The 19433-nt window shown below is 71.5% G+C and carries 18 protein-coding genes; 10 read left to right on the plus strand and 8 right to left on the minus strand.

The annotated features are described in order from the left end of the window. Positions 1-92 precede the first annotated feature (92 nt). The 4 genes from ACGFU6_RS20930 to ACGFU6_RS20945 all read right to left on the minus strand — a co-directional run bounded on the left by ACGFU6_RS20930 (position 93) and on the right by ACGFU6_RS20945 (position 3068). A complete protein-coding gene (locus tag ACGFU6_RS20930; protein WP_393612734.1) occupies positions 93-692 on the minus strand; it encodes a hypothetical protein in 600 nt (199 codons plus the stop codon). Then, complete coding sequence (locus tag ACGFU6_RS20935) at positions 689-1966, minus strand: MAB_1171c family putative transporter (RefSeq protein WP_393612736.1); 1278 nt, start codon at positions 1964-1966, stop codon at positions 689-691. The genes ACGFU6_RS20930 and ACGFU6_RS20935 overlap by 4 nt, the downstream gene beginning before the upstream one ends. Before the next feature lie 97 nt (positions 1967-2063). After that, on the minus strand, positions 2064-2624 hold the full coding sequence (locus ACGFU6_RS20940; RefSeq protein WP_393612738.1) for a toxin: 561 nt from the start codon (positions 2622-2624) through the stop codon (positions 2064-2066). Between the two features lie 3 nt (positions 2625-2627). Beyond that, positions 2628-3068, minus strand: a complete 441-nt coding sequence (locus ACGFU6_RS20945; protein ID WP_393612740.1) for a hypothetical protein — start codon at positions 3066-3068, stop codon at positions 2628-2630. Positions 3069-3676: 608 nt separating this feature from the next. Between ACGFU6_RS20945 and ACGFU6_RS20950 the strand changes: the two genes are divergently transcribed. Continuing rightward, complete coding sequence (locus tag ACGFU6_RS20950) at positions 3677-4003, plus strand: MerR family transcriptional regulator (RefSeq protein ID WP_393612742.1); 327 nt, start codon at positions 3677-3679, stop codon at positions 4001-4003. Positions 4004-4019: 16 nt separating this feature from the next. On the opposite strand, the gene ACGFU6_RS20955 is transcribed toward ACGFU6_RS20950, so the two are convergent. Next, positions 4020-5039: a LacI family DNA-binding transcriptional regulator gene (locus tag ACGFU6_RS20955; protein ID WP_393612998.1), complete on the minus strand. Its 1020-nt coding sequence runs from the start codon at positions 5037-5039 to the stop codon at positions 4020-4022. A gap of 409 nt (positions 5040-5448) precedes the next feature. On the opposite strand from ACGFU6_RS20955, the gene ACGFU6_RS20960 reads away from it, so the two are divergent. The 9 genes from ACGFU6_RS20960 to ACGFU6_RS21000 all read left to right on the plus strand — a co-directional run bounded on the left by ACGFU6_RS20960 (position 5449) and on the right by ACGFU6_RS21000 (position 18017). Continuing rightward, the gene (locus ACGFU6_RS20960) at positions 5449-6735 is read left to right on the plus strand and encodes an extracellular solute-binding protein (RefSeq protein ID WP_393612744.1); all 1287 of its coding nucleotides are present in this window, start codon (positions 5449-5451) and stop codon (positions 6733-6735) included. Further along, complete coding sequence (locus ACGFU6_RS20965) at positions 6732-7694, plus strand: carbohydrate ABC transporter permease (RefSeq protein WP_393613000.1); 963 nt, start codon at positions 6732-6734, stop codon at positions 7692-7694. The genes ACGFU6_RS20960 and ACGFU6_RS20965 overlap by 4 nt, the downstream gene beginning before the upstream one ends. Next, on the plus strand, positions 7691-8551 hold the full coding sequence (locus ACGFU6_RS20970; protein WP_393612745.1) for a carbohydrate ABC transporter permease: 861 nt from the start codon (positions 7691-7693) through the stop codon (positions 8549-8551). Before ACGFU6_RS20965 ends, ACGFU6_RS20970 begins: the two co-directional genes overlap by 4 nt. A gap of 45 nt (positions 8552-8596) precedes the next feature. Next, positions 8597-9850 (plus strand): glycosyl hydrolase, encoded by a 1254-nt coding sequence (locus tag ACGFU6_RS20975; RefSeq protein WP_393612746.1) that lies wholly within the window; start codon positions 8597-8599, stop codon positions 9848-9850. 70 nt (positions 9851-9920) lie between these two features. Continuing rightward, positions 9921-11981, plus strand: coding sequence for an endo-beta-N-acetylglucosaminidase (locus tag ACGFU6_RS20980; protein WP_393612747.1), 2061 nt, complete (start codon positions 9921-9923; stop codon positions 11979-11981). Positions 11982-12045: 64 nt separating this feature from the next. Beyond that, the gene (locus tag ACGFU6_RS20985) at positions 12046-15075 is read left to right on the plus strand and encodes an alpha-mannosidase (RefSeq protein WP_393612749.1); all 3030 of its coding nucleotides are present in this window, start codon (positions 12046-12048) and stop codon (positions 15073-15075) included. A gap of 358 nt (positions 15076-15433) precedes the next feature. Next, the gene (locus ACGFU6_RS20990; protein WP_015609674.1) at positions 15434-15637 is read left to right on the plus strand and encodes a cold-shock protein; all 204 of its coding nucleotides are present in this window, start codon (positions 15434-15436) and stop codon (positions 15635-15637) included. Positions 15638-16067: 430 nt separating this feature from the next. Further along, positions 16068-17654, plus strand: coding sequence for a DEAD/DEAH box helicase (locus tag ACGFU6_RS20995; RefSeq protein ID WP_393612750.1), 1587 nt, complete (start codon positions 16068-16070; stop codon positions 17652-17654). 51 nt (positions 17655-17705) lie between these two features. Continuing rightward, positions 17706-18017 carry an SCO5918 family protein gene (locus ACGFU6_RS21000; protein ID WP_393612752.1) on the plus strand — a complete coding sequence of 104 codons (312 nt, stop codon included), beginning with the start codon at positions 17706-17708 and terminating at the stop codon, positions 18015-18017. Between the two features lie 77 nt (positions 18018-18094). Here the strand turns inward: ACGFU6_RS21000 and crcB (ACGFU6_RS21005) are convergent, their stop codons facing one another. From crcB (ACGFU6_RS21005) to crcB (ACGFU6_RS21015), 3 genes are read right to left on the minus strand one after another with little or no spacing between them, the layout of a single operon-like run. After that, positions 18095-18469 (minus strand): fluoride efflux transporter CrcB, encoded by a 375-nt coding sequence (crcB, locus tag ACGFU6_RS21005; protein WP_393612754.1) that lies wholly within the window; start codon positions 18467-18469, stop codon positions 18095-18097. Next, a complete protein-coding gene (locus tag ACGFU6_RS21010; protein ID WP_393612755.1) occupies positions 18466-18816 on the minus strand; it encodes a DUF190 domain-containing protein in 351 nt (116 codons plus the stop codon). The genes crcB (ACGFU6_RS21005) and ACGFU6_RS21010 overlap by 4 nt, the downstream gene beginning before the upstream one ends. After that, the gene (gene crcB / locus ACGFU6_RS21015) at positions 18813-19229 is read right to left on the minus strand and encodes a fluoride efflux transporter CrcB (protein ID WP_393612757.1); all 417 of its coding nucleotides are present in this window, start codon (positions 19227-19229) and stop codon (positions 18813-18815) included. The genes ACGFU6_RS21010 and crcB (ACGFU6_RS21015) overlap by 4 nt, the downstream gene beginning before the upstream one ends. Between the last annotated feature and the right edge of the window lie 204 nt (positions 19230-19433).

Consider the following 19433-nt stretch of genomic DNA (forward strand, 5'->3'; position numbering starts at 1 on the left):
GGCCGCAGGCGCGGTTGCGCGGACGGCACGTCACAGGGCCGTAAGAACCGGACCCGTTCGGCGGGACGCGGACCGGTCACCCGGCGGGCCGCTCAGCCGAAGAGGAACGCGCCCGCCGTGGCCGCTCCCAGCGCGGCTCCGGCGCTCACCTGGCCGACGGTGTGGTACCCGAGGGCGACCCGGGACCAGCACACGGCGGCCGTCATCACGTACCCGAACAGCCACCACGGCGAGTGGACCACGGCGAGCAGGGCGACGACGGCCGAGGCCACCGAGGCGTCCACCGAGATCTTCCAGACCGCGTTGACGGCCAGCAGGACGACGGTCATCGCCCAGAGCCCGAGCATCGCCGTCAGGATGCCGGAGGGGGCCCCGCCCAGCACCATGACGGCCGAACCGACGCCGATGGAACCGAGGATGACGAAGAAGATCGGGGCCCGCTTGGTGCGGTCGACGACATGGCGGTCGCCCCAGGTGCCGCGCCCGCGCTCCCACTCGATGTAACCGGCCGGAATGATCCCCGCGCACAGGGCGCCGAGCAGCCCCCACAGCAGCCCCGTCCACTCACCGGCCGCCGCGAACCCGGTCGCGAGCATTCCGGCGAGCAGGAGATTACGTGGCTGGAAGACGTCGGTGACCGTACGCGCCGTCCCCGAGGCATCGGCGGTGCCGGCGGTGTCGGTGGTGCTCATGCTGTCTGCTCCTTGGCTGCTGTTCCGGCGGACTCCGCTCGGGTGGACTCCAGGACCTGCCGGGCGCGTTCGGCCGTGACCGTGCGGTACGCGGCGGCGACCCGGACCAGCCAGGCGACCTCGCCGTCCTGGTCGGTCGCGTGCTGGGTGCCGACGGCCGCCGCGTCCCCGGGGGCCGCGCCGTCGCCGTGGGCCACGAGCGCGGCCTTGATCCAGTACGCGTCGGTGAGCGGGCCCGTCCGGTCCCGGTCGCCGGGTCCGGCCTCGGCGGCGGCCCCGGCGGCGGCGAGGAGGGTGCCGGGCGCGTAGTGGCGCAGCTTCTCCACCGCGTCGGCGATGTCCGCCGCCCAGCGGTCGATGCGCAGGTCCGCCGGGGTGCCGAACCGGGTCAGCTCGCGGACCAGGGAGGCCGGGGGGTCGAAGGGCTGGTCGGGGAAGGCCGCCATCAGCTCGTACCAGAGCGCGTGCAGCCGCACCTGCGCGCGCCAGAGCTTCGCGCGGCGGCGGACGTTGCCCAGGGCGGGGACGGAGGCGCCCACCGCGAAGAACGCGAACAGCACCACCTGCGAGGCCTCGGTGATCTCGTCGAAGTGCAGCGCGAAGGACTCGCTCGGCCTGTCGATCACGCTCACCCAGAGGAACAGCGTCCGGCTGACGGTGTATCCGACCCCGATGAACATCGCGAACGTCATCATGCCGAGGCCGATCCGCAGCCGGCGCTGCCCGGCGCTCGCGGTGGCCAGCGCCCACTGGTAGGCGCAGACGGCGGAGGCGGCGCCGAGGTAGAGGTAGAACACGCTCATGTAGAGCGTCGCGCCCCACTGCCCGGCGTGGTCGGCGACGAACCGGTCCGAGGGGACGGAACGGTCGACGACGGTGAAGAAGAGCACCGTCAGCAGCACCAGCGTGGCGACGGAGGCCTTGGCCGCGACCTGCTGGATCAGCCGGGCGAACCGTACGTGCCGGGGGATGTCACCGGCGTCGGCGTACTGGCCGTAGATGGCGACGATGTAGCTGAGGATGGCGAGGATCGCGATGGTCGCCGTGTAGTGCTTGATCAGCACCGAGAGGTCGGTGACCGAGCTGTCGTTGAGGCCGATGCGCACGACCCGGGTCTTGGTCCACAGGGCGGCGGCGAATCCCGCGTAGCAGCCCCACAGGGCCCGGCGGCGTCTGTCCTCCTCGTCGCCCCGCAGGGCGGCCGGCATGCGCCACAGGGCGACGGCTGTCATCAGGCCGGCTATCAGGTAGCCGGCGAGGTCGAGCGGTGTCACGGCGGAGTCCTCGGGGTGGGGGTGAGGGACGGGGAGGGTGGGGGCCGGCGGTGGTGGGGGGAAACGGTTCGGCAGCGGGGCGGACGTCGATCCGTTGCTACGTGCGGCGGAACAGGCCGCGGCGGCGGTGGGCGACCGGGAGGGAGAGCGAGTTGGCGAGCCGCCCCACCATGTCATCGCTCGTCACGTCCCTGGCCATCCGGGGGATGAGCGAGGCACCGAATTCGGCCATGCGTTCGTCGTGGGTGTCGTACTGCGCGCGGGCCTGTACGGCGTCCGGGGACCGGAGCGCGTCGGTGCCGACGACCCGCGAGATCAGTGAGGTGTCGAAGACGGGCAGCAGCCGCTGGAGCTGCTCGGCGTCCAGCGAGGTGCCGTGGTCGAACCACTCGTGGCACAGCTCGTGCAGGATGACGTGCTGGGTCTGGTAGGCGGTGGGGCGCCGCCGGTAGAGCACGAAGCTGGTCCCGCCGGCCTTCAGCCGCAGCCCGCAGGCGCCGTTGATGCGGGCCAGCCGGTCGGGCATCTCGTGCAGCACGATGGTGCGGCCGCCGGCCGCCTCCATGTTCGCGACCAGTCCCTCGACCGTGAAGGGGGCGGGCAGGGGCAGCCCGGCGAGTCCGGCCTCGCACTCTTTCCGCAGTTCGCGCAGGGACATGGCCTAGGGCCTGCCGTCGGCCGGGCGCTGCCGGTTCTTCGCGTCCTCCAGCAGGGACAGCGCGAACTGGAGCAGCTCGGGGGGCAGTCCGTCCTCGTCCAGGCCGCGGCCGGCCAGCCCGCTGATGTCCCCGGTGCGCCGCTTGGCCAGGAACTGCAGACCGTCCACGACGTCGTCGACGACCTCGGACTCCTCCTTGAAGAAGCGCCAGTCCACGCCGAAGCCGATGCCGAGCGCCTTGAGGATGTCCTCGGACGGCTGGGTGACCTTGCCGGCCAGGATGTTGGAGAAGTAGCTGTGCGAGAGGGATCCGCCGCGTTCCTTGACCAGGTCGGCGAAGACCCGTCCCGAGATCTTCCGGCCGGGAAAGGTCTTCTCGACCATGTACTCGACCTTCTGCCGCAACGTCCGCAGCTCCGGCGCGCGTTCTTCGGCGCTGTCCATCCGGCCCCCCACGTGTCCCGCACCCGCCCGGCCCCTGTCCGGTGCCGCGCGGTGTCCGATTCGGTCAACGGGCTCGTACTGTAACCAACCCGGGACCGCCGTCCCCAGTGCGGGGAGCCGTTCGCACATACCGAACAGGGACGTAGTGGCACATCCCGTGCCGGTGTGCGGAAGTAGGGTTGCGCAAATACTCTACGTCACTGTTAACTCGAAAAAACATGGGCAGGGGGCCACGAGGGGAGCCCCTTGCCCATGAAGACCGGTGACGGCGTGTGCGGTGGACCGGTGCCTTCCGTGACGGACGAGGCCCACGGGGTCTCGGGCACCCGGTCTCGCGCACAGGGGTGTAGCCCTTCACGACGGGGGATGCGTGAAGGGCTACGTGTGCATTATGGCCCGACGGCAGTCAGTCATCAACTGACCCGCCGGTCAGTGTTTTTGACGCGCCCGGCGGCGGGGGTCGCGCGGGGGCGGCCCCGGGGCGGCGCCCTCAGATAACTTCCCCCGTCCGGCCAGGGAAATCTGTCGCGGCTATGATAGAGACGATGGCTCGCACAACGAGAGTTTCCCTTCCGGTCAACGAAGTCGGCGACACGCGGCAGGTGCCCATGCCCCCCGAATCCCCTGCGCATCCCGCCGACCGTCTCGATGACGACGACTACCCCGCCTACACCATGGGCCGCGCCGCGGAGATGATCGGCGCCACCCCCGGATTCCTCCGTGCGATCGGCGAGGCCCGGCTGATCACCCCCCTGCGGTCCGAGGGCGGCCACCGCCGCTACTCCCGCTACCAGCTCCGCATCGCCGCCCGCGCCCGGGAGCTCGTCGACGGGGGCACGCCGGTCGAGGCCGCCTGCCGCATCGTGATCCTGGAGGACCAGCTCGAAGAGGCCCTCCGGCTCAACGAGGAACTGCGCGGGCCGGCCCGCTCCTGAGCACGAGTGCCTCTCCTCAGCCGCCGTTCACCGCTGCCGTGCTGCCCCGTTCGATGAGCCGGGGCAGCGGCACCTGGATGGTGTGCGCCGTGCCGCCGTCGAGCAGCGCCGTCAGCTCCCGCGCCGCGAGCCGCCCGAACGCGACGGTGTCCCTGGACAGCGCGGTCAGCCACGGGGCGGTCAGCCGGCAGAGCGCGGAGTCCTCCCACGACACCACCGACACGTCCTCCGGGACCCGCAGGCCGAGGCCGGCCGTGACCGCCACCCCGGCCGCCGCCATCACGTCGTTGTCGTAGACGATCGCGGTCGGCGGGGTGCCGTGCTCCAGCACCCGGCGGGTCACCGCCGCGCCCTCGGTGTCCGAGTAGTCCGTGGTCACCGAGTGGGCCTCGGTCAGTCCGCGCCGGTCGGCCTCGATGCGCAGGGACCGGATGCGGCGGTCGGTGTGCGCGAGTGAGGGAAGTCCGGCGATGTGCACGATGCGCCGGTGGCCCAGCTCGTGCAGCCGTCCGACGACGGCCGCCATCGCCCCCGCGTCGTCCGCGCGGATCTGCGACAGGCCCGGGTGGGGGCCGGTGTCGCTGCCGGGCAGGGCGCCGATGACGACGCCGGGCAGGCCCAGTTCGTCCAGCAGGCCGACGCGCGGGTCGTCGGTGCGCGGGTCCACGACGAGCACTCCGTCCACCCGCCGCTCCGCCCACCAGCGCCGGTAGACCGCGCACTCGGCCGCCACGTCCTCCACCACCTGGAAGAGCAGCCCGAGCCGGCGCTCCGCCAGGACCTCCTGGATGCCGGAGATCAGCTGGAGGAAGAAGGAGTCCACGCCCAGGTTCGCCGCCGGGCGGGCCACCACCAGACCCACGGTGGCCGAGCCCTCGCCGGACAGTGCGCGGGCGGCGGTGCTCGGGTGCCAGCCCAACTGCTCGGCCACGCGCCGGATCCGGTCCCGGGTGAGGGCCGAGACCCCCGGGCGGTCGTTGAGCGCGAAGGACACCGCGCTCTCCGACACCCCGGCCCGCTGGGCGATGTCCTTCATGGTCGGCCGTCGCGCGGGCGTGCGTCTGGCCGGCGAGGTGTCCCCGGCCGGCGGCCCCTTCGGTGTCACCGAGTGCCTCTCTCCTGCGTTCCCCGTGGCTCATGGGTCGTCGGGTTCGCTCTCCCCCGGGGGCATCGTAGGGCCTCGTGGGCCATTGGTCGAGAGCGAAGCGCTCAGACAACTAATGCGCTTGAGCTAGAGGCACCTAAAGCGCATTAGTAATGGATCTTCAATGTGCCTCAGCATGGCTCTGACCTGTATGTATGCCGAAAGGTGCGACCTAATTGAAGAGAATGTATTGACTTTCCGACACGCGCATTGCAGGGTCTGCTGGGCGAACGCATCCGGCCGGTCGGTGACCTCCGGTACGCCGTCCGCACGCCTGGTCCGAGCAAAGGAGCCGTTCACCGTGCGCATCTCTCGCAGAGCAGTCGCCACTGCCGCCGTCCTCGCCACCGTCCTGCCGCTGAGCGCCTGTGGCGGCGGATCGGGTTCGGGCTCGTCCGACGCCTCGGGCAAGGTCGAAGGGAAGATCACCTTCCAGACCTGGAACCTGCAGGCGAACTTCAAGGACTACTTCAACGGCGTGATCGCGGACTTCGAGAAGAAGTACCCGGGCACCGACGTCAAGTGGGTCGACCGGCCCGGCGAGGGCTACGCGGACAAGATCAGCGCGGACGCGGCCGGCGGCACCCTGCCCGACGTCGTCAACGTCTCGCCCGACCTGGTGGCCCCGCTGGCCAAGGCGGGCATCGCGCTCGACCTCGACAAGGCGGCCGCCAAGTACCGCAAGGAGTACCTGCCGGGCGCCTGGCAGAGCCATCAGATACCAGGCACACAGGGGACGTTCGCCTTCCCCTGGTACCTCAACACCGGCCCGATGTTCTACAACAAGCGCCTCCTCAAGGACGCCGGACTCGACCCGCAGAAGCCGCCGTCCACCTATGACGAGGTGTTCTCGGACGGACTGAAGCTGGCCGAGAAGAGCAAGGGCAAGGTCGCCACCCTCGCGAACGTGCCCACCATCGAGGACTTCGGCCGCTACGGCGGACAGCTGATGAACAAGGAAGGCACCGGCTTCGCCTTCAACGACGCCAAGGGTGTCGAACTGCTCACCCGCTACAAGGAGTTGTACGACGCCAAGGGGCTCGACGCGCAGGCGCTGACCGCGACGCCCGAGTCGTCCGGCCACAAGTTCCTCACCGAGTCCGTGGCGATGAACCCGGGCAGCGCGCTGGACCTGGCCAACTTCAAGAAGCAGGCGCCCAGCCTCTACAAGAACATCGGCATCACCGACCAGGTCAGCAACACCGGCAAGGCCAACATGTACGTCATGGGCATCATGGTGAACGCCCAGACCAAGCGGCAGCCCGCCGCCGTGGCCTTCGCCCACTACATGACCGACGCGACCCGGCAGATGGAGTTCGCGAAGCAGGTCGCCATCTTCCCCAGCACCGCCGGATCGCTCGACGACCCGTACTTCACCGAGGAGGACGGCACCGACGAGACCCGCGTCCGGGTCGCCGCCGCCAAGTCCCTGAAGACGGCCGTGAATTACACGCCGGTGCTGTTCAGCGAGCAGATGAAGACCGAGCTGCGCAACCAGATCGCCAAGGCGCTGCAGGGAAAGCAGAGCCCCAAGGAAGCCCTTGATAACGCTGTCAAGGCCTGTGACCGGCTGTTGCAGCAGAGCTGAGCCCCCTCGTGACTACCCCCGCCTCCGCCCCGGCCCTCACCCCCGTCCCCACGCCGGCGTCCGCGCCCGCCCCCGGCCCGGTCCGCCGGATCAGCCGCCATCTGCCGCTGAGCCCCTGGCTGTTCGCGGCTCCCGGGCTGATCGTGGTCGGCGCGTTCAGCCTCTACCCGTTCTTCAGTACGCTGGTCAACGCCTTCACCGACCGGCGGACCCTGGTCCCGGGGAAGTTCGTCGGCCTGGCGAACTTCCGGGAACTGCTGCACGACGAGATGTTCTGGACCGGCCTGCGCAACAGCGCGCTGTACGTACTGGTCGTCGTCCCGGCCCTCGTCATCCTGCCGCTGCTGCTGGCGATGCTCGTCCAGCGGCACATCCCCGGCATCACCTTCTTCCGCTCCGCCTTCTACACCCCGGTCGTCGCGTCCATCGTCGTCGTCGGCCTGATCTGGGTGTGGATGCTCGACGACCGGGGGCTGGTCAACTCGCTCCTGGAAGCCGTGGGCATCGGCAAGGTCGGCTTCCTCAGCGACCAGTGGCTGCTGCTCGGCAGCGCGATGGCGGTCACGGTCTGGAAGGGCCTGGGCTACTACATGATCATTTACCTGGCCGCGCTGTCGAACGTACCGCGCGAGCTGCACGAGGCGGCCTCCGTGGACGGCGCCGGGGTGGTGCGCCGCTTCCTCACCGTCACCGTCCCCGCCATCCGCTCCACCATGGTGCTGGTCGCCGCGCTCTCCTCGGTCTCCGCCTTCAAGGTGTTCTCCGAGGTCTACCTGATGGCCGGCCCCTCCGGCGGACCGGCGGGCGAGGACACCACCCTGGTGATGCTCGTCCAGCGGGTCGGCACCGGACTGACCGGGCGGGTCGGATACGCCTCCGCCATCTCCGTCGTCATCTTCGTCGTCACCGTCGGCCTGATGCTCCTGGTGCTGCGCGCCGACCGCAAGGAGGACGCGTGAGCATCCTGAAGACCACCGACGCCGAGGGACGCCGCATCGCGCCCTGGCAGCTCGTCCTGCGCTACGTGCTGCTGCTCGCCGTACTGGTGCTGACCGTAGGACCGTTCCTGTGGCAGCTCTCGACGTCCCTGAAGGGGCCGGGCGAGGACATCTTCAGCTCGCCGCCGAAGTTCTTCCCCAGCCATCCCACCCTGGACAACTACAGCCGGGTCGCCGACACCATCCCGGTGTGGGACTACGCCTTCAACTCGCTCAAGGTCGCCGCCGCCAACGTGGTCACCAACTGCGTGGGCGCCGCACTGGCCGGCTACGCGCTGGCCCGGCTGCGCTACCGGGGGCGGCAGGCCGCGACGCTGGCGTTCATCCTCGCCATGCTGGTGCCCGTGGAGGGCATCATCATCGCCCAGTTCACCACCATGCGTGATCTCGGCCTGAACAACACCCTGCTCGGGGTGCTGCTGCCCGGTTCCATCGGGGCGATGAACGTCCTGCTGATGCGCAACGCCTTCCTGAACCTCCCCCAGGAGGTGGAGGAGGCGGCCTTTGTGGACGGTGCCAACGTCTGGCAGCGCTTCCTGCGGATCGCGCTCCCCTCGGTCAAGGGGACCCTCGCCGTCGTCGCGATCTTCGCCTTCATGGGCTCGTGGGACGACTTCCTCTGGCCGCTGATCGTCCTCAGCGACCCGGAGAACTTCACCCTGACCATCGGGCTGAACTACCTGCACGGCACCTTCGCGAACGACGAGCGCCTCGTCGCGGCGGGCACGATCATCGCCGTGCTCCCGCTCATCGTGCTCTTCGCCGGTCTGCAGCGCTTCTTCTTCCGGGGTGTCGGCGAAGGCGCCGTCAAGGGCTGACCGACCCGCCGCCACCCGCACCACAGAACCAGGACCCCGTTCCCCATGAGCTCCTCCCCGCTTCGCTTCGGCGCCAACTACACGCCCAGCCAGGGCTGGTTCCACCACTGGCTGGACTTTGACCTCGACGCCGTACGGGCCGACCTCGACTCGATCGCCGGTCTCGGCCTCGACCACATCCGGGTCTTCCCGCTCTGGCCGCTCTTCCAGCCCAACCGCACCCTGATCCGCCCGCGCGCCGTCGAGCAGCTCGTCCAGCTCGCCGACGCCGCCGCCGAGCGCGGGCTCGACGTCAGCGTGGACGGGCTCCAGGGCCATCTGTCGAGCTTCGACTTCCTGCCCGCCTGGACCGGGACCTGGCACCGGCGCAACCTCTTCACCGACCCGGACGTGCTCTCCGGGCAGGCCGAGTACCTGCGCACCCTGGCCGCCGCCCTCGCGGACCGGCCGAACTTCATCGGGATGACCCTCGGCAACGAGATCAACCAGTTCTCCGGGGACCCGCACCCCGACCCGGACCGCATCACCCCGGCGCAGGCGGGCAGCTGGCTGACCCGGATGCTGGAGGCCTGCGAGGAGGGGGCGCCCGGCAAGCTCCACCTGCACGCCGAGTACGACGCCGCCTGGTACCAGGACGACCACGCGTTCACCCCGGCGCACGCGGCCCGGATCGGGGCCGTCACCGCCGTGCACTCCTGGGTCTTCAACGGGACCGCCCAGCGCCACGGCCGCACCGGCACCGCCACCGAGCACCACGCCGCCTACCTGATCGAGCTGTCCAAGGCCTGGGCGCTGGACCCGCACCGTCCGGTCTGGCTCCAGGAGGTCGGCGCCCCCGCCCCGCTGATCCCGGCCGAGCACGCCGCCGCGTTCACCTCGGCGACCGTCGAGAACGCGCTGGACTGCCAGGACGTCTGGGGTGTCACCTGGTGGTGCTCCCACGACGTGTCCCGCTCCCTGGCCGACTTCCCCGAACTCGAGTACGGGCTCGGCCTGCTGACCAACGACCGGCAGGTCAAACCGGCCGGCCGGGCCATCGCGCAGCTCGTCGAGGAGCAGCGCGGCCGGGCCCGGGTGCCCGCGCCCCGCACCACGGCCCTCGTCGTCGACACCGGCGACGACACGACCGCGCCCCACCGCTCCACCTGCGCCCCCGGCGGCGAGGTCTTCGAGGCCTTCGCCCGGCTCACCGCCGACGGGGTACGCCCCACGACCGTCCTCGCGAGCAGGGCCGGCGACCGGGAGCACCTGGCCGCGCGCTCCATCACCGAGGTCGTCACGCCCGGACAGGTCCGATGACCACGCCGCCGCCCGCCCGCACCACCCCGCACGGCACCGGAATCGCACCTCACACGATACGGAGCACACCATGAACCGACCCCTGCCGCGCCCGGCCGCCCCCACCCGCCGCACCGTGGTCCTCGCGGGCGCCGCGACCGCCGCCGTCCTACTGGCACCGGCCTCCGCCGCCTCCGCCGCACCCACCGGACCGGGCGGGCGGCAGCCGTACGCCTCCTACTGGTTCCCGGACTCGCTGCCGGCCGGCGAGCCCGGCGACGGTGTCACCTGGCGCAGCCTGAAGGCCTGGCGCGCCGGGAGCGACCCGGACCTGCCGTTCAACACCGCTTCGGTGCCGCTCGCGGACCGGTTCACGCCCGTCCCGGTGAACCCGACGGCCCGCACCGGCCAGGCGCGCGTCAGCTCCCTGGTGGCGTTCGGCAACACGGCCGGGAACCCCTCCCAGGGCTCCGCGACCGCCGACCACTACGCCCTGAACCACTGGGCGTACATCGACGAACTCGTCTTCTGGGGCGGCTCGGCGGGCGAGGGCCTGATCCTCGCGCCCAACGCCCCGGTGGTGGACGCGGCGCACCGCAACGGCGTCCCCGTGCTCGGCACCGTGTTCCTGCCGCCCGTGCACCACGGCGGTGACCTGCGCTGGACGCGCGACCTCGTGCAGCGCGACGCCGCCGGCCGCTTCCCGCTGGCCGCGAAGCTGGTGGAGGCGGCGCTCGCGTACGGCTTCGACGGCTGGTTCATCAACGCGGAGACCGAGGGCGGGGACGCCGCGCTCGGCGCCGAGATGCTCGCCTTCGTCACCGACCTGCGGGCGCGCGGCAGGTCGGCGGGGCTGCGGATCACCTGGTACGACGCGATGACGGTCCGGGGCGAGGTCGGCTGGCAGGGCGCGCTCAACGCGCAGAACGAGGCGCTGTTCGAGGAAGCGGACTCGATGTTCGTGGACTTCCGCTGGACCCCGCAGACGCTCGCCGCCTCCGGCGAGAACGCCGAGGCCGCCGGCCGCAGCCGCTACGAACTCTGGGCCGGCGTCGACGTCGAATCGACCGGCTGGAACCAGTCGGTCGACTGGGAAGCGATCACTCCCACCGACCGCCCGCACACCGTCAGCTACGGCTTCTACCGGCCAGAGTGGACCCTGAACCACCTCCCCGAAGGCCGTACCCCCGCCCAGTTCCACGCCGCCGACCAGCGGTTCTGGACCGGGCAGTCGCTGGACCCGGCCCGGCCCGACCCGGCAGGCGGCTGGCGGGCCCCCGCAACGGCGGTGGCCGACCGCTCGACCGTCGACCGGCTGCCGTTCGCCAGCACGTTCAACACCGGACACGGGCTGCGCTGGTACGAGAACGGCCGGATCACCTCGGAGGCCGAGTGGAACCACCTCGGCCTCCAGGACCGGCTGCCCGGCCGCCGCTGGGTGGTCCGCACCGAGGGCCGGACCCCGTCCGTGGCCTTCGACTTCGACGACGCCTGGCACGGCGGCAGCAGCCTGCTGGTCGACGGCGAGCTCGACGCCCCCGTGACCGTCGAGCTGTACGGCACCCGGCTGCCGTTCACCCGGCACACCGTCGTCGAGCTCACCCACCGCACCGACGCGGGCTCGGGGCCGGTCACCGTCGAACTCGCCGTCGCCCGGCACGAGCCGGAGCGGCCCGGGGACCCGATCGCGTACACGTACGTCCCGGCGGGCGAACTGCGGGCGGGCGGCAGCGGCTGGACCACCTCCGTGCTCCGGCCGCACTCCCTGTCCGGGACCGTCCGCGCGCTGGGCGTACGCCTCACGGCGGCCGGTCCGGTGCGCTGGCGGCTCGGCGCCCTGGCCGTACGGGACGGCGCGGCCCCGGCCCCGGCCGCGCCGACCGGACTGCGCGTCACCGGCGCGTCCCCTGGAGGCGACGGCACCGGGCTGCGGCTGCGCTGGCACCGGGCCCCCGGCAACCCGCGCCACTACGAGCTGCACCGCGTCCTGCCCGACGGCACCCGGCGCTTCCTCGGCGGCACCTGCGGTACGGCGTTCTTCGTGCCGGGCGTCCGCCGGGAACCGGCCGAGAAAGCCGCTCGTTTCCAGGTCAGGGCCGTGAGCGAGCTCTACACGACGTCCGGCGCCGCCACCACCACGCACCGCTGGTAACCCCTGCCGGGCACCGCCGGCACCCACCCCCCACCCGCACCCACCTCACAACGGAGCCACCCTCATGCACGACGACCGCACCCTGGTCGAAGCCCGCCTGAAGCGCGTCCTCGACGAGCGCATCCGGCCGGCCGTATACCCGGAATCCGTACCGCTGGACGTCGCCGTCTGGAACGCTCCGGGCGAGCCGGTCCCGGTCGCCGAGGGTCTGGCCGGTGCCACCGAACCGATCGCGGTCGGCGACCGGTGGGGCGCTCCGTGGGGCACCTGCTGGTTCCGCGTCTCCGGGACGGTCCCGCAGGAGTGGGCGGGGCGGACCGTGGAGGCGCTGCTGGACCTCGGCTTCGACGAGAACATGCCGGGCTTCCAGTGCGAGGGCCTCGTCTACCGCCCCGACGGCACCCCGGTGAAGGGCCTCAACCCGCGCAACCAGTGGGTGCGGGTCGGGGCTCCCGCCGAGGGCGGCGAGGAGGTGCTGCTGCACATCGAGGCGGCGTCCAACCCGGTCATCCTCGACTACCACCCCTTCCTGCCGACCCAGCTGGGTGACAAGGACACCGCGGGCGACGAACCGCAGTACGTCCTCGCCCGGATGGACCTCGCGCTCTTCGACGAGAACGTGTGGAACCTCGTCCAGGACCTGGAGGTACTGGGCGAGCTGATGCAGGAGCTGCCGGTCGACGGCGCCCGCCGCTGGGACCTCCTGCGCGCCGTCGGCCGCTGCCTGGACACGGTCGACCTCCAGGACGTCAACGGCACCGCTGCCGCCGCCCGCGAGCAGCTCGCCGCCGTCCTCGCGGCGCCCGCGCAGCCCTCCGCGCACCGCATCAGCGCCGTCGGCCACGCCCACATCGACTCGGCCTGGCTGTGGCCGCTGCGCGAGACGGTGCGCAAGGTCGCCCGTACGACGTCCAACATGACGGCCCTCCTGGAGGACGAGCCCGACTTCGTCTTCGCGATGTCGCAGGCCCAGCAGTTCGCCTGGATCAAGGAGCACCGCCCCGAGGTCTACGCCAAGGTCAAGCAGGCCGTGGCGGACGGGCGCTTCGTGCCGTCCGGCGGCATGTGGGTCGAGTCCGACACGAACATGCCGGGCTCGGAGGCGATGGCCCGCCAGTTCGTGCACGGGAAGCGGTTCTTCCTCGACGAGTTCGGCATCGAGAACGACGAGGCCTGGCTGCCGGACACCTTCGGCTTCGCCGCCGGACTGCCGCAGATCATCAAGGCCGCCGGTTCCAAGTGGCTGCTCACGCAGAAGATCTCGTGGAGCCAGACCAACAAGTTCCCGCACCACACCTTCCAGTGGGAGGGCATCGACGGCACCCGGATCTTCACGCACTTCCCGCCCGTCGACACCTACAACTGCTCGATGAAGGGCAGCGAGATCGCCCACGCGGCGAAGAACTTCAAGGACAAGGGGGTCGCCCAGCACTCCCTCGCGCCGACCGGCTGGGGCGACGGGGGCGGTGGCACCACCCGCGAGATGATCGCCAAGGCGGCCCGGCTGCGCAGCCTCGAAGGCTCCGCGACGGTCACCTGGGAGACGCCCACCGACTTCTTCACCAAGGCGGAGGCCGAGTACCCCAACGCACCGGTCTGGGTCGGCGAGCTCTACCTGGAGCTGCACCGCGCAACCCTGACCAGCCAGGCGAAGACCAAGCAGGGCAACCGCCGCAGCGAGCACCTGCTGCGCGAGGCCGAGCTGTGGGCCGCCACCGCCGCCGTGCGGACCGGGGCCGCCTACCCGTACGAGCAGCTGGACCGGATCTGGAAGACGGTGCTGCTGCACCAGTTCCACGACATCCTGCCCGGCTCGTCGATCGCCTGGGTGCACCGCGAGGCGGAGAAGACGTACGCCGCCGTCGCCGAGGAGCTCAATGCCGTCGTCGACGCCGCGCAGCGCGCCCTGGCCGGTGACGCCACGACGGGCGGGACCCTCCTCTTCAACTCCGCCCCGCACTCCCGCGGCGGCGTCCCGGCCGGTGCGGCGGGCGCCCTCACGGCGGCCGACGGCGCCACCCTCGCCTCGCGCGAGGGCGGCGGCTTCGTCCTGGACAACGGGCTGCTCCGGGTGGAGATCGACGCCCGGGGGCTGGTCGTCTCGGCGTACGACCTCGCCGCAGGCCGCGAGACGGTGGCCCCGGGGCAGGCCGCGAACCTGCTCCAGATCCACCCGGACTTCCCGAACATGTGGGACGCGTGGGACGTCGACGAGTTCTACCGCAACACCGTCACCGACCTGACGGACCTGGACGAGCTGACCCCCGTCCAGGACGGGGAGGCCGTCGCCGTACGGATCGTGCGCGGCTTCGGCGAATCGAAGGTCACCCAGCTGCTGACCCTCGCGCCGGGCGTCAAGCGGCTCGACATCGACACCGAGGTCGACTGGCACGAGACGGAGAAGTTCCTCAAGGCGGCGTTCCCGCTGGACATCCACGCCGAGCGGTACGCCTCCGAGACCCAGTTCGGGCACTTCTACCGGGCGACGCACACCAACACCAGCTGGGAGGCAGCCAAGTTCGAGGCGTGCAACCACCGCTTCGTGCACCTGGAGGAGCCGGGCTGGGGCGTGGCGCTGGTCAACGACTCGACGTACGGGCACGACGTGACCCGCACCGTCCGCGACTCGGACGCGGGCACGACCACCACCGTGCGGGTCTCGCTGCTGCGCGCCCCGCGCTTCCCAGACCCGGAGACCGACCAGGGCGTGCACCGCTTCCGGCACGCGCTCGCACCGGGCGCGGCGATCGGTGACGCGGTCCGGGAGGGTTTCCGGATCAACCTGCCGGAGCGCCGGATCGCGGGCGCCGGCGAGGTGGCCCCGCTGGTGGCCGTCGACAACGACGCGGTCGTGGTCAGCGCCGTCAAGCTGGCGGACGACGCGAGCGGCGACCTCGTCGTGCGGCTCTACGAGTCGACGGGCGGCCGCGCCAAGGCCCGGCTGAGCACCGGCTTCGAGGCCGAGGGCCTCGCGGTGACCGATCTGCTGGAGCGGCCGCTGGGCGGCGTGGTGGCGCCGGAGCTGAGTGAGGGCGGCGTCCAGCTGTCGCTGCGCCCGTTCGAGCTGATCACGCTGAGGTTCGCGCGCGGCTGAGTTCCGGCCCGGTGTACCGGCGGACCCGTCCGCCGGTACACCGGGCGGTGGAGCACCGGCCCGTTCGGCCGCGAATATCTACAGCGACAAGCACAGAATTTTACGCAATGCGCGATGAGGGTTTATGACACGCCGGATGGAGTGTAATTACTTGCCGCGGCCGTCCGCATTCATTGTGCTACTGTAGATCTCAGTTGCAGTTGTGGTTCCCAAAGACTCCAAGTGCTCTCCTCAGCTAAATGGGCTGATGGGTGCACTTTTGTATTTCCGGTTCATTATCCGGATGGGGTAATCATCGCGGCGACGCGGGACTGGCACAGTGCGAGTCCCCGGGCTCTGCCCCAGAAGGAGATAAGACATGGCTACTGGCACCGTCAAGTGGTTCAACGCGGAAAAGGGCTTCGGCTTCATCGAGCAGGATGGTGGCGGCGCTGACGTCTTCGCCCACTACTCGAACATCGCCGCCAGCGGCTTCCGTGAGCTGCAGGAGGGCCAGAAGGTGAACTTCGACGTCACGCAGGGCCAGAAGGGCCCGCAGGCGGAGAACATCACCCCCGCGTGAATCTGATCGCACCGGCGCTCACGCGCTGAGATGCTTTCGCGCAGCTGGGGCCCGCACCTTGGGGTGCGGGCCCCAGCTCGTTGCTTTCCCGGGTCCACCCCCGAGCGATGCCGTGCCGGTGTACGACCGCCACGAGCTGCCGGGCAGGCGCCCGGACCACGATCTTCACCGTGCGGCGGACGATCCGCCATGGCCCCCGGACCGGAACACCGGCCCGCCGGGGCCCCATGACACGACCTGCCGGACCGCCCTGCGGCCCGCTCGTCCCGTCATCGCGAAGCACCGGACCCGGTTCGGCCGGGCCCGTATCGGCTCAAGACCGGCTGCCGGGCTTCGTTCACGTATGCCAACGGCCCGTTCTTGCGATTCTTGTGCCGCTCGTCGCCGCAATGAATTCCTCGATACGCGCCATATCGAGGAAGGGTTCTGTATGAACCGCGACCGCACACCCCGCTCGAATGACCGTTATTCCCGCGCCTCCGGCGGCTCCCGCTCGGGTGGTTCGGGCGGCGGCTTCCGCTCACAGGCCCCGAGCCGCCAGGGCGGCCAGGGCCGTTTCGGCGCCCCGGCCCAGCGCTCCGGTGGCGGCGGTGGCTACGGCCGCAGGCCCGCCGCCAAGCAGGGCGAGTTCGCCCTGCCGACGACCATCACCCCGGCGCTGCCGGCCGTGGAGGCCTTCGCCGATCTGGAGATGCCCGCGCAGCTGCTGTCGGCGCTCGCCAACGAGGGCGTCACGGTGCCGTTCCCGATCCAGGCGGCCACGCTGCCGAACTCGCTGGCCGGCCGTGACGTGCTGGGCCGGGGCCGTACCGGCTCCGGCAAGACGCTCGCCTTCGGTCTGGCGCTGCTGGCCCGCATCGAGGGCCGTCGCGCCGACGCCCGGCGTCCGCTGGCCCTGGTGCTCGTCCCCACCCGGGAACTGGCCCAGCAGGTCACCGACGCGCTCACCCCGTACGCCCGCTCGCTCAAGCTGCGGCTGGCCACCGTCGTCGGCGGCATGTCGATCGGCCGGCAGTCCGCGGCGCTGCGCGGCGGCTCCGAGGTCGTCGTCGCCACCCCGGGCCGGCTGAAGGACCTGATCGAGCGCGGCGACTGCTCCCTGGACCGGGTCTCCATCACGGTCCTGGACGAGGCCGACCAGATGGCCGACATGGGCTTCATGCCGCAGGTCACCGAGCTGCTGGACCAGGTGCAGGCGGGGGGCCAGCGGATGCTGTTCTCGGCCACCCTGGACCGCAACGTCGACCTGCTGGTGCGCCGCTACCTGCACGACCCGGTCGTCCACTCGGTCGACCCGGCCGCCGGTGCGGTCACGACGATGGAGCACCACGTGCTCTACGTCCACGGCGCCGACAAGTACGCCACCACGACGGAGATCGCCGCGCGCGACGGCCGCGTGATCATGTTCCTGGACACCAAGCACGCCGTGGACAAGCTCACCGACCACCTGCTCAACAGCGGGGTCCGGGCGGCGGCGCTGCACGGCGGGAAGTCGCAGCCGCAGCGCACCCGCACCCTGACCCGGTTCAAGACCGGGCACGTCACGGTGCTGGTCGCCACCAACGTCGCGGCGCGCGGCATCCACGTCGACAACCTCGACCTGGTCGTCAACGTCGACCCGCCGAGCGACCACAAGGACTACCTGCACCGCGGCGGCCGCACCGCCCGCGCCGGGGAGTCCGGCAGTGTCGTCACGCTGGTGCTGCCCAACCAGCGCCGCGAGATGACGCGCCTGATGTCCGACGCCGGGATCACCCCGCAGATCGCCCAGGTCCGCTCCGGCGAGGCCGAGCTCAGCCGGATCACCGGTGCGCAGGCGCCTTCGGGCGTGCCCGTCGTCATCACCTCGCCGGTGTCGGAGCGCCCCAAGGGCGGCTCCTCCTCGCGCGGCCGGCGCAGCCGTCCGGCCCAGGCCCGGCGCACCTCGGCGTCGGCCTCCTCGGCGTCGGCTCCCTCGTCGTCCTCGTCGCGGGGCGGCGGTGCACAGCGCCGGTCCTCCGGCAACCGTGCCGCCTGACCGATACCCGCGTTCCCGTCCGGTTCCGCTCCCCGACCCCGTTGAGGCACTATGCGCTGCGTCATCGCCCGCTTCCCCTTCGACCTCTTCAAGCATGAGGTCGAGGCATCGATGAAGGGCATCAAGCCCGAACCCGTCACCGGGGAATCGGTGATCATCAGCCGTCGTGTCTATCCGGTCAAGCAGGTGGGCGAGATCATCACCCGCCAGGACCGGCGCGACTTCAGCGCCGGTGAGGTGACCAGGGCGCTGGGGCGCCTCGGCTTCACCTGCCGGTCCGTGCCGGCGCCCGCCGCTCCGGTGGAGCTCAGCCCCATGGAGGCCGCTTCGGCCGCGCTGGGCACCCCCGGACAGGACGCCTGAACCACACCCGTACCACTGCCTGGGCCCGGCCCCCTTCGGGGGAGCCGGGCCCAGGCGCGTCGTACGTCCTGCGGCGGTCAGCCCCAGAGCGCCTCGGCGAGCGTGACGCCGACGAAGACCGCGCCGAGACCCGCCACCACGCTCGCGACCACGTTGGCCGCCGCGTAGAACCGCGCGCCGTCCTCGGCCAGCCGCAGCGTCTCGTAGCTGAAGGTGGAGTAGGTGCTCAGGGCCCCGCAGAGCCCGGTGCCGAGCAGCAGCTGGACGTGGGACGAGGCGGCGCCCGCCGTCACTGCGCCGGTCAGCACCCCCAGCACCAGGCAGCCCGTCACGTTCACCGTGAACGTTCCCCAGGGGAAGACGGTGTCGTGCCGGGACTGCACCGCCCGGTCGGTCAGGTAGCGCAGGGGGGCGCCGACGGCCGCGCCGGCGATCACCAGGAGCCAGTTCACCGGGGCTCCTCCCGCTCGCCGCGCCGCACCAGCTCGCAGGCGTCCAGGACGACCGGGCTGTCGCCGGTCAGCTCCTCGATCAGCGGCAGGAACGCGCGCACCTTCTCCTCGGCGTCCACGATCACCACCGCCACCGGCAGGTCCTCGCTCAGCGAGAGCAGCCGCTGGGTGTGGATCATCGAGGAGGCGCCGAAGCCCTCGATGCCCCGGAACACACTGGCGCCCGCCAGTCCCGCCGCGTGCGCCCGGTGCACGATCTCGGTGTAGACCGGCCGGTGGTGCCAGCCGTCGGACTCCCCGACCAGAACGGTCAGCCGCAGGGCACGCTCGGTCCTCGATGTCGTCATGACTGCCTCCACGCCAGCACGCGGCGTGTCAGCCACACCGCGCTCCACACCGCCGCGAGGGCCGCGAGCAGTGTCAGTCCCAGATACGCCAGACCGCTGCGGGCCCGGCCACCGTCGACGAGGCGCTGGATGTCCACGGCGTAGGTGGAGAAGGTGGTGAACCCGCCCAGCACCCCCGTACCGAAGAACGGCCGCACCAGCCGGTGGGCGGCCCAGACCTCGCTGATCACCACCATGAACACGCCGATCACCGCGCAGCCGATGACGTTGACCACGAGGGTCGTCCACGGGAATCCGCCGCCCGCCGTGGGCCAGAGCAGTGCCGCCCCGTAGCGGGCGCACGCGCCGACGGCGCCGCCGAGCGCGACCACGGCGACGACCGGGGCCTGCGGGTTCAGGGGTCTGGTGGGCACACTTCTCCTACCTGCCGGGGCGACCGCCGGACGCGGGCGCGCTCGTGCGCAAGTAGGGACCGTTGGCGGCCGCTGTCCGCGGCCGCGGTTCGGGTACGGCGGGCCCCACCGCCGCGCGGCGGCCGTCTCCGGCGCCGCTCACCCCCAGAATATCGTGCGGCCCGTACGGGGGCGTGCCGGGCGGTTCACCCGATCGGCCACCGC

This window comes from Streptomyces sp. NPDC048462, assembly GCF_043200175.1.
In the GTDB taxonomy this organism is placed as follows: domain Bacteria; phylum Actinomycetota; class Actinomycetes; order Streptomycetales; family Streptomycetaceae; genus Streptomyces.

Excerpts from the sequence above, each read along its gene's own strand:
- ACGFU6_RS20955 (WP_393612998.1), bottom strand. The coding sequence starts at position 5,039 with ATGAAGGACATCGCCCAGCGGGCCGGGGTGTCGGAGAGCGCGGTGTCC.
- ACGFU6_RS21000 (WP_393612752.1), top strand. The coding sequence starts at position 17,706 with ATGCGCTGCGTCATCGCCCGCTTCCCCTTCGACCTCTTCAAGCATGAG.
- ACGFU6_RS20990 (WP_015609674.1), top strand. The coding sequence starts at position 15,434 with ATGGCTACTGGCACCGTCAAGTGGTTCAACGCGGAAAAGGGCTTCGGC.
- ACGFU6_RS20940 (WP_393612738.1), bottom strand. The coding sequence starts at position 2,624 with ATGTCCCTGCGCGAACTGCGGAAAGAGTGCGAGGCCGGACTCGCCGGG.
- ACGFU6_RS21010 (WP_393612755.1), bottom strand. The coding sequence starts at position 18,816 with ATGACGACATCGAGGACCGAGCGTGCCCTGCGGCTGACCGTTCTGGTC.
- ACGFU6_RS20995 (WP_393612750.1), top strand. The coding sequence starts at position 16,068 with ATGAACCGCGACCGCACACCCCGCTCGAATGACCGTTATTCCCGCGCC.
- ACGFU6_RS20945 (WP_393612740.1), bottom strand. The coding sequence starts at position 3,068 with ATGGACAGCGCCGAAGAACGCGCGCCGGAGCTGCGGACGTTGCGGCAG.
- ACGFU6_RS20930 (WP_393612734.1), bottom strand. The coding sequence starts at position 692 with ATGAGCACCACCGACACCGCCGGCACCGCCGATGCCTCGGGGACGGCG.
- ACGFU6_RS20975 (WP_393612746.1), top strand. The coding sequence starts at position 8,597 with ATGAGCTCCTCCCCGCTTCGCTTCGGCGCCAACTACACGCCCAGCCAG.
- ACGFU6_RS20985 (WP_393612749.1), top strand. The coding sequence starts at position 12,046 with ATGCACGACGACCGCACCCTGGTCGAAGCCCGCCTGAAGCGCGTCCTC.
- ACGFU6_RS20950 (WP_393612742.1), top strand. The coding sequence starts at position 3,677 with ATGCCCCCCGAATCCCCTGCGCATCCCGCCGACCGTCTCGATGACGAC.
- ACGFU6_RS20980 (WP_393612747.1), top strand. The coding sequence starts at position 9,921 with ATGAACCGACCCCTGCCGCGCCCGGCCGCCCCCACCCGCCGCACCGTG.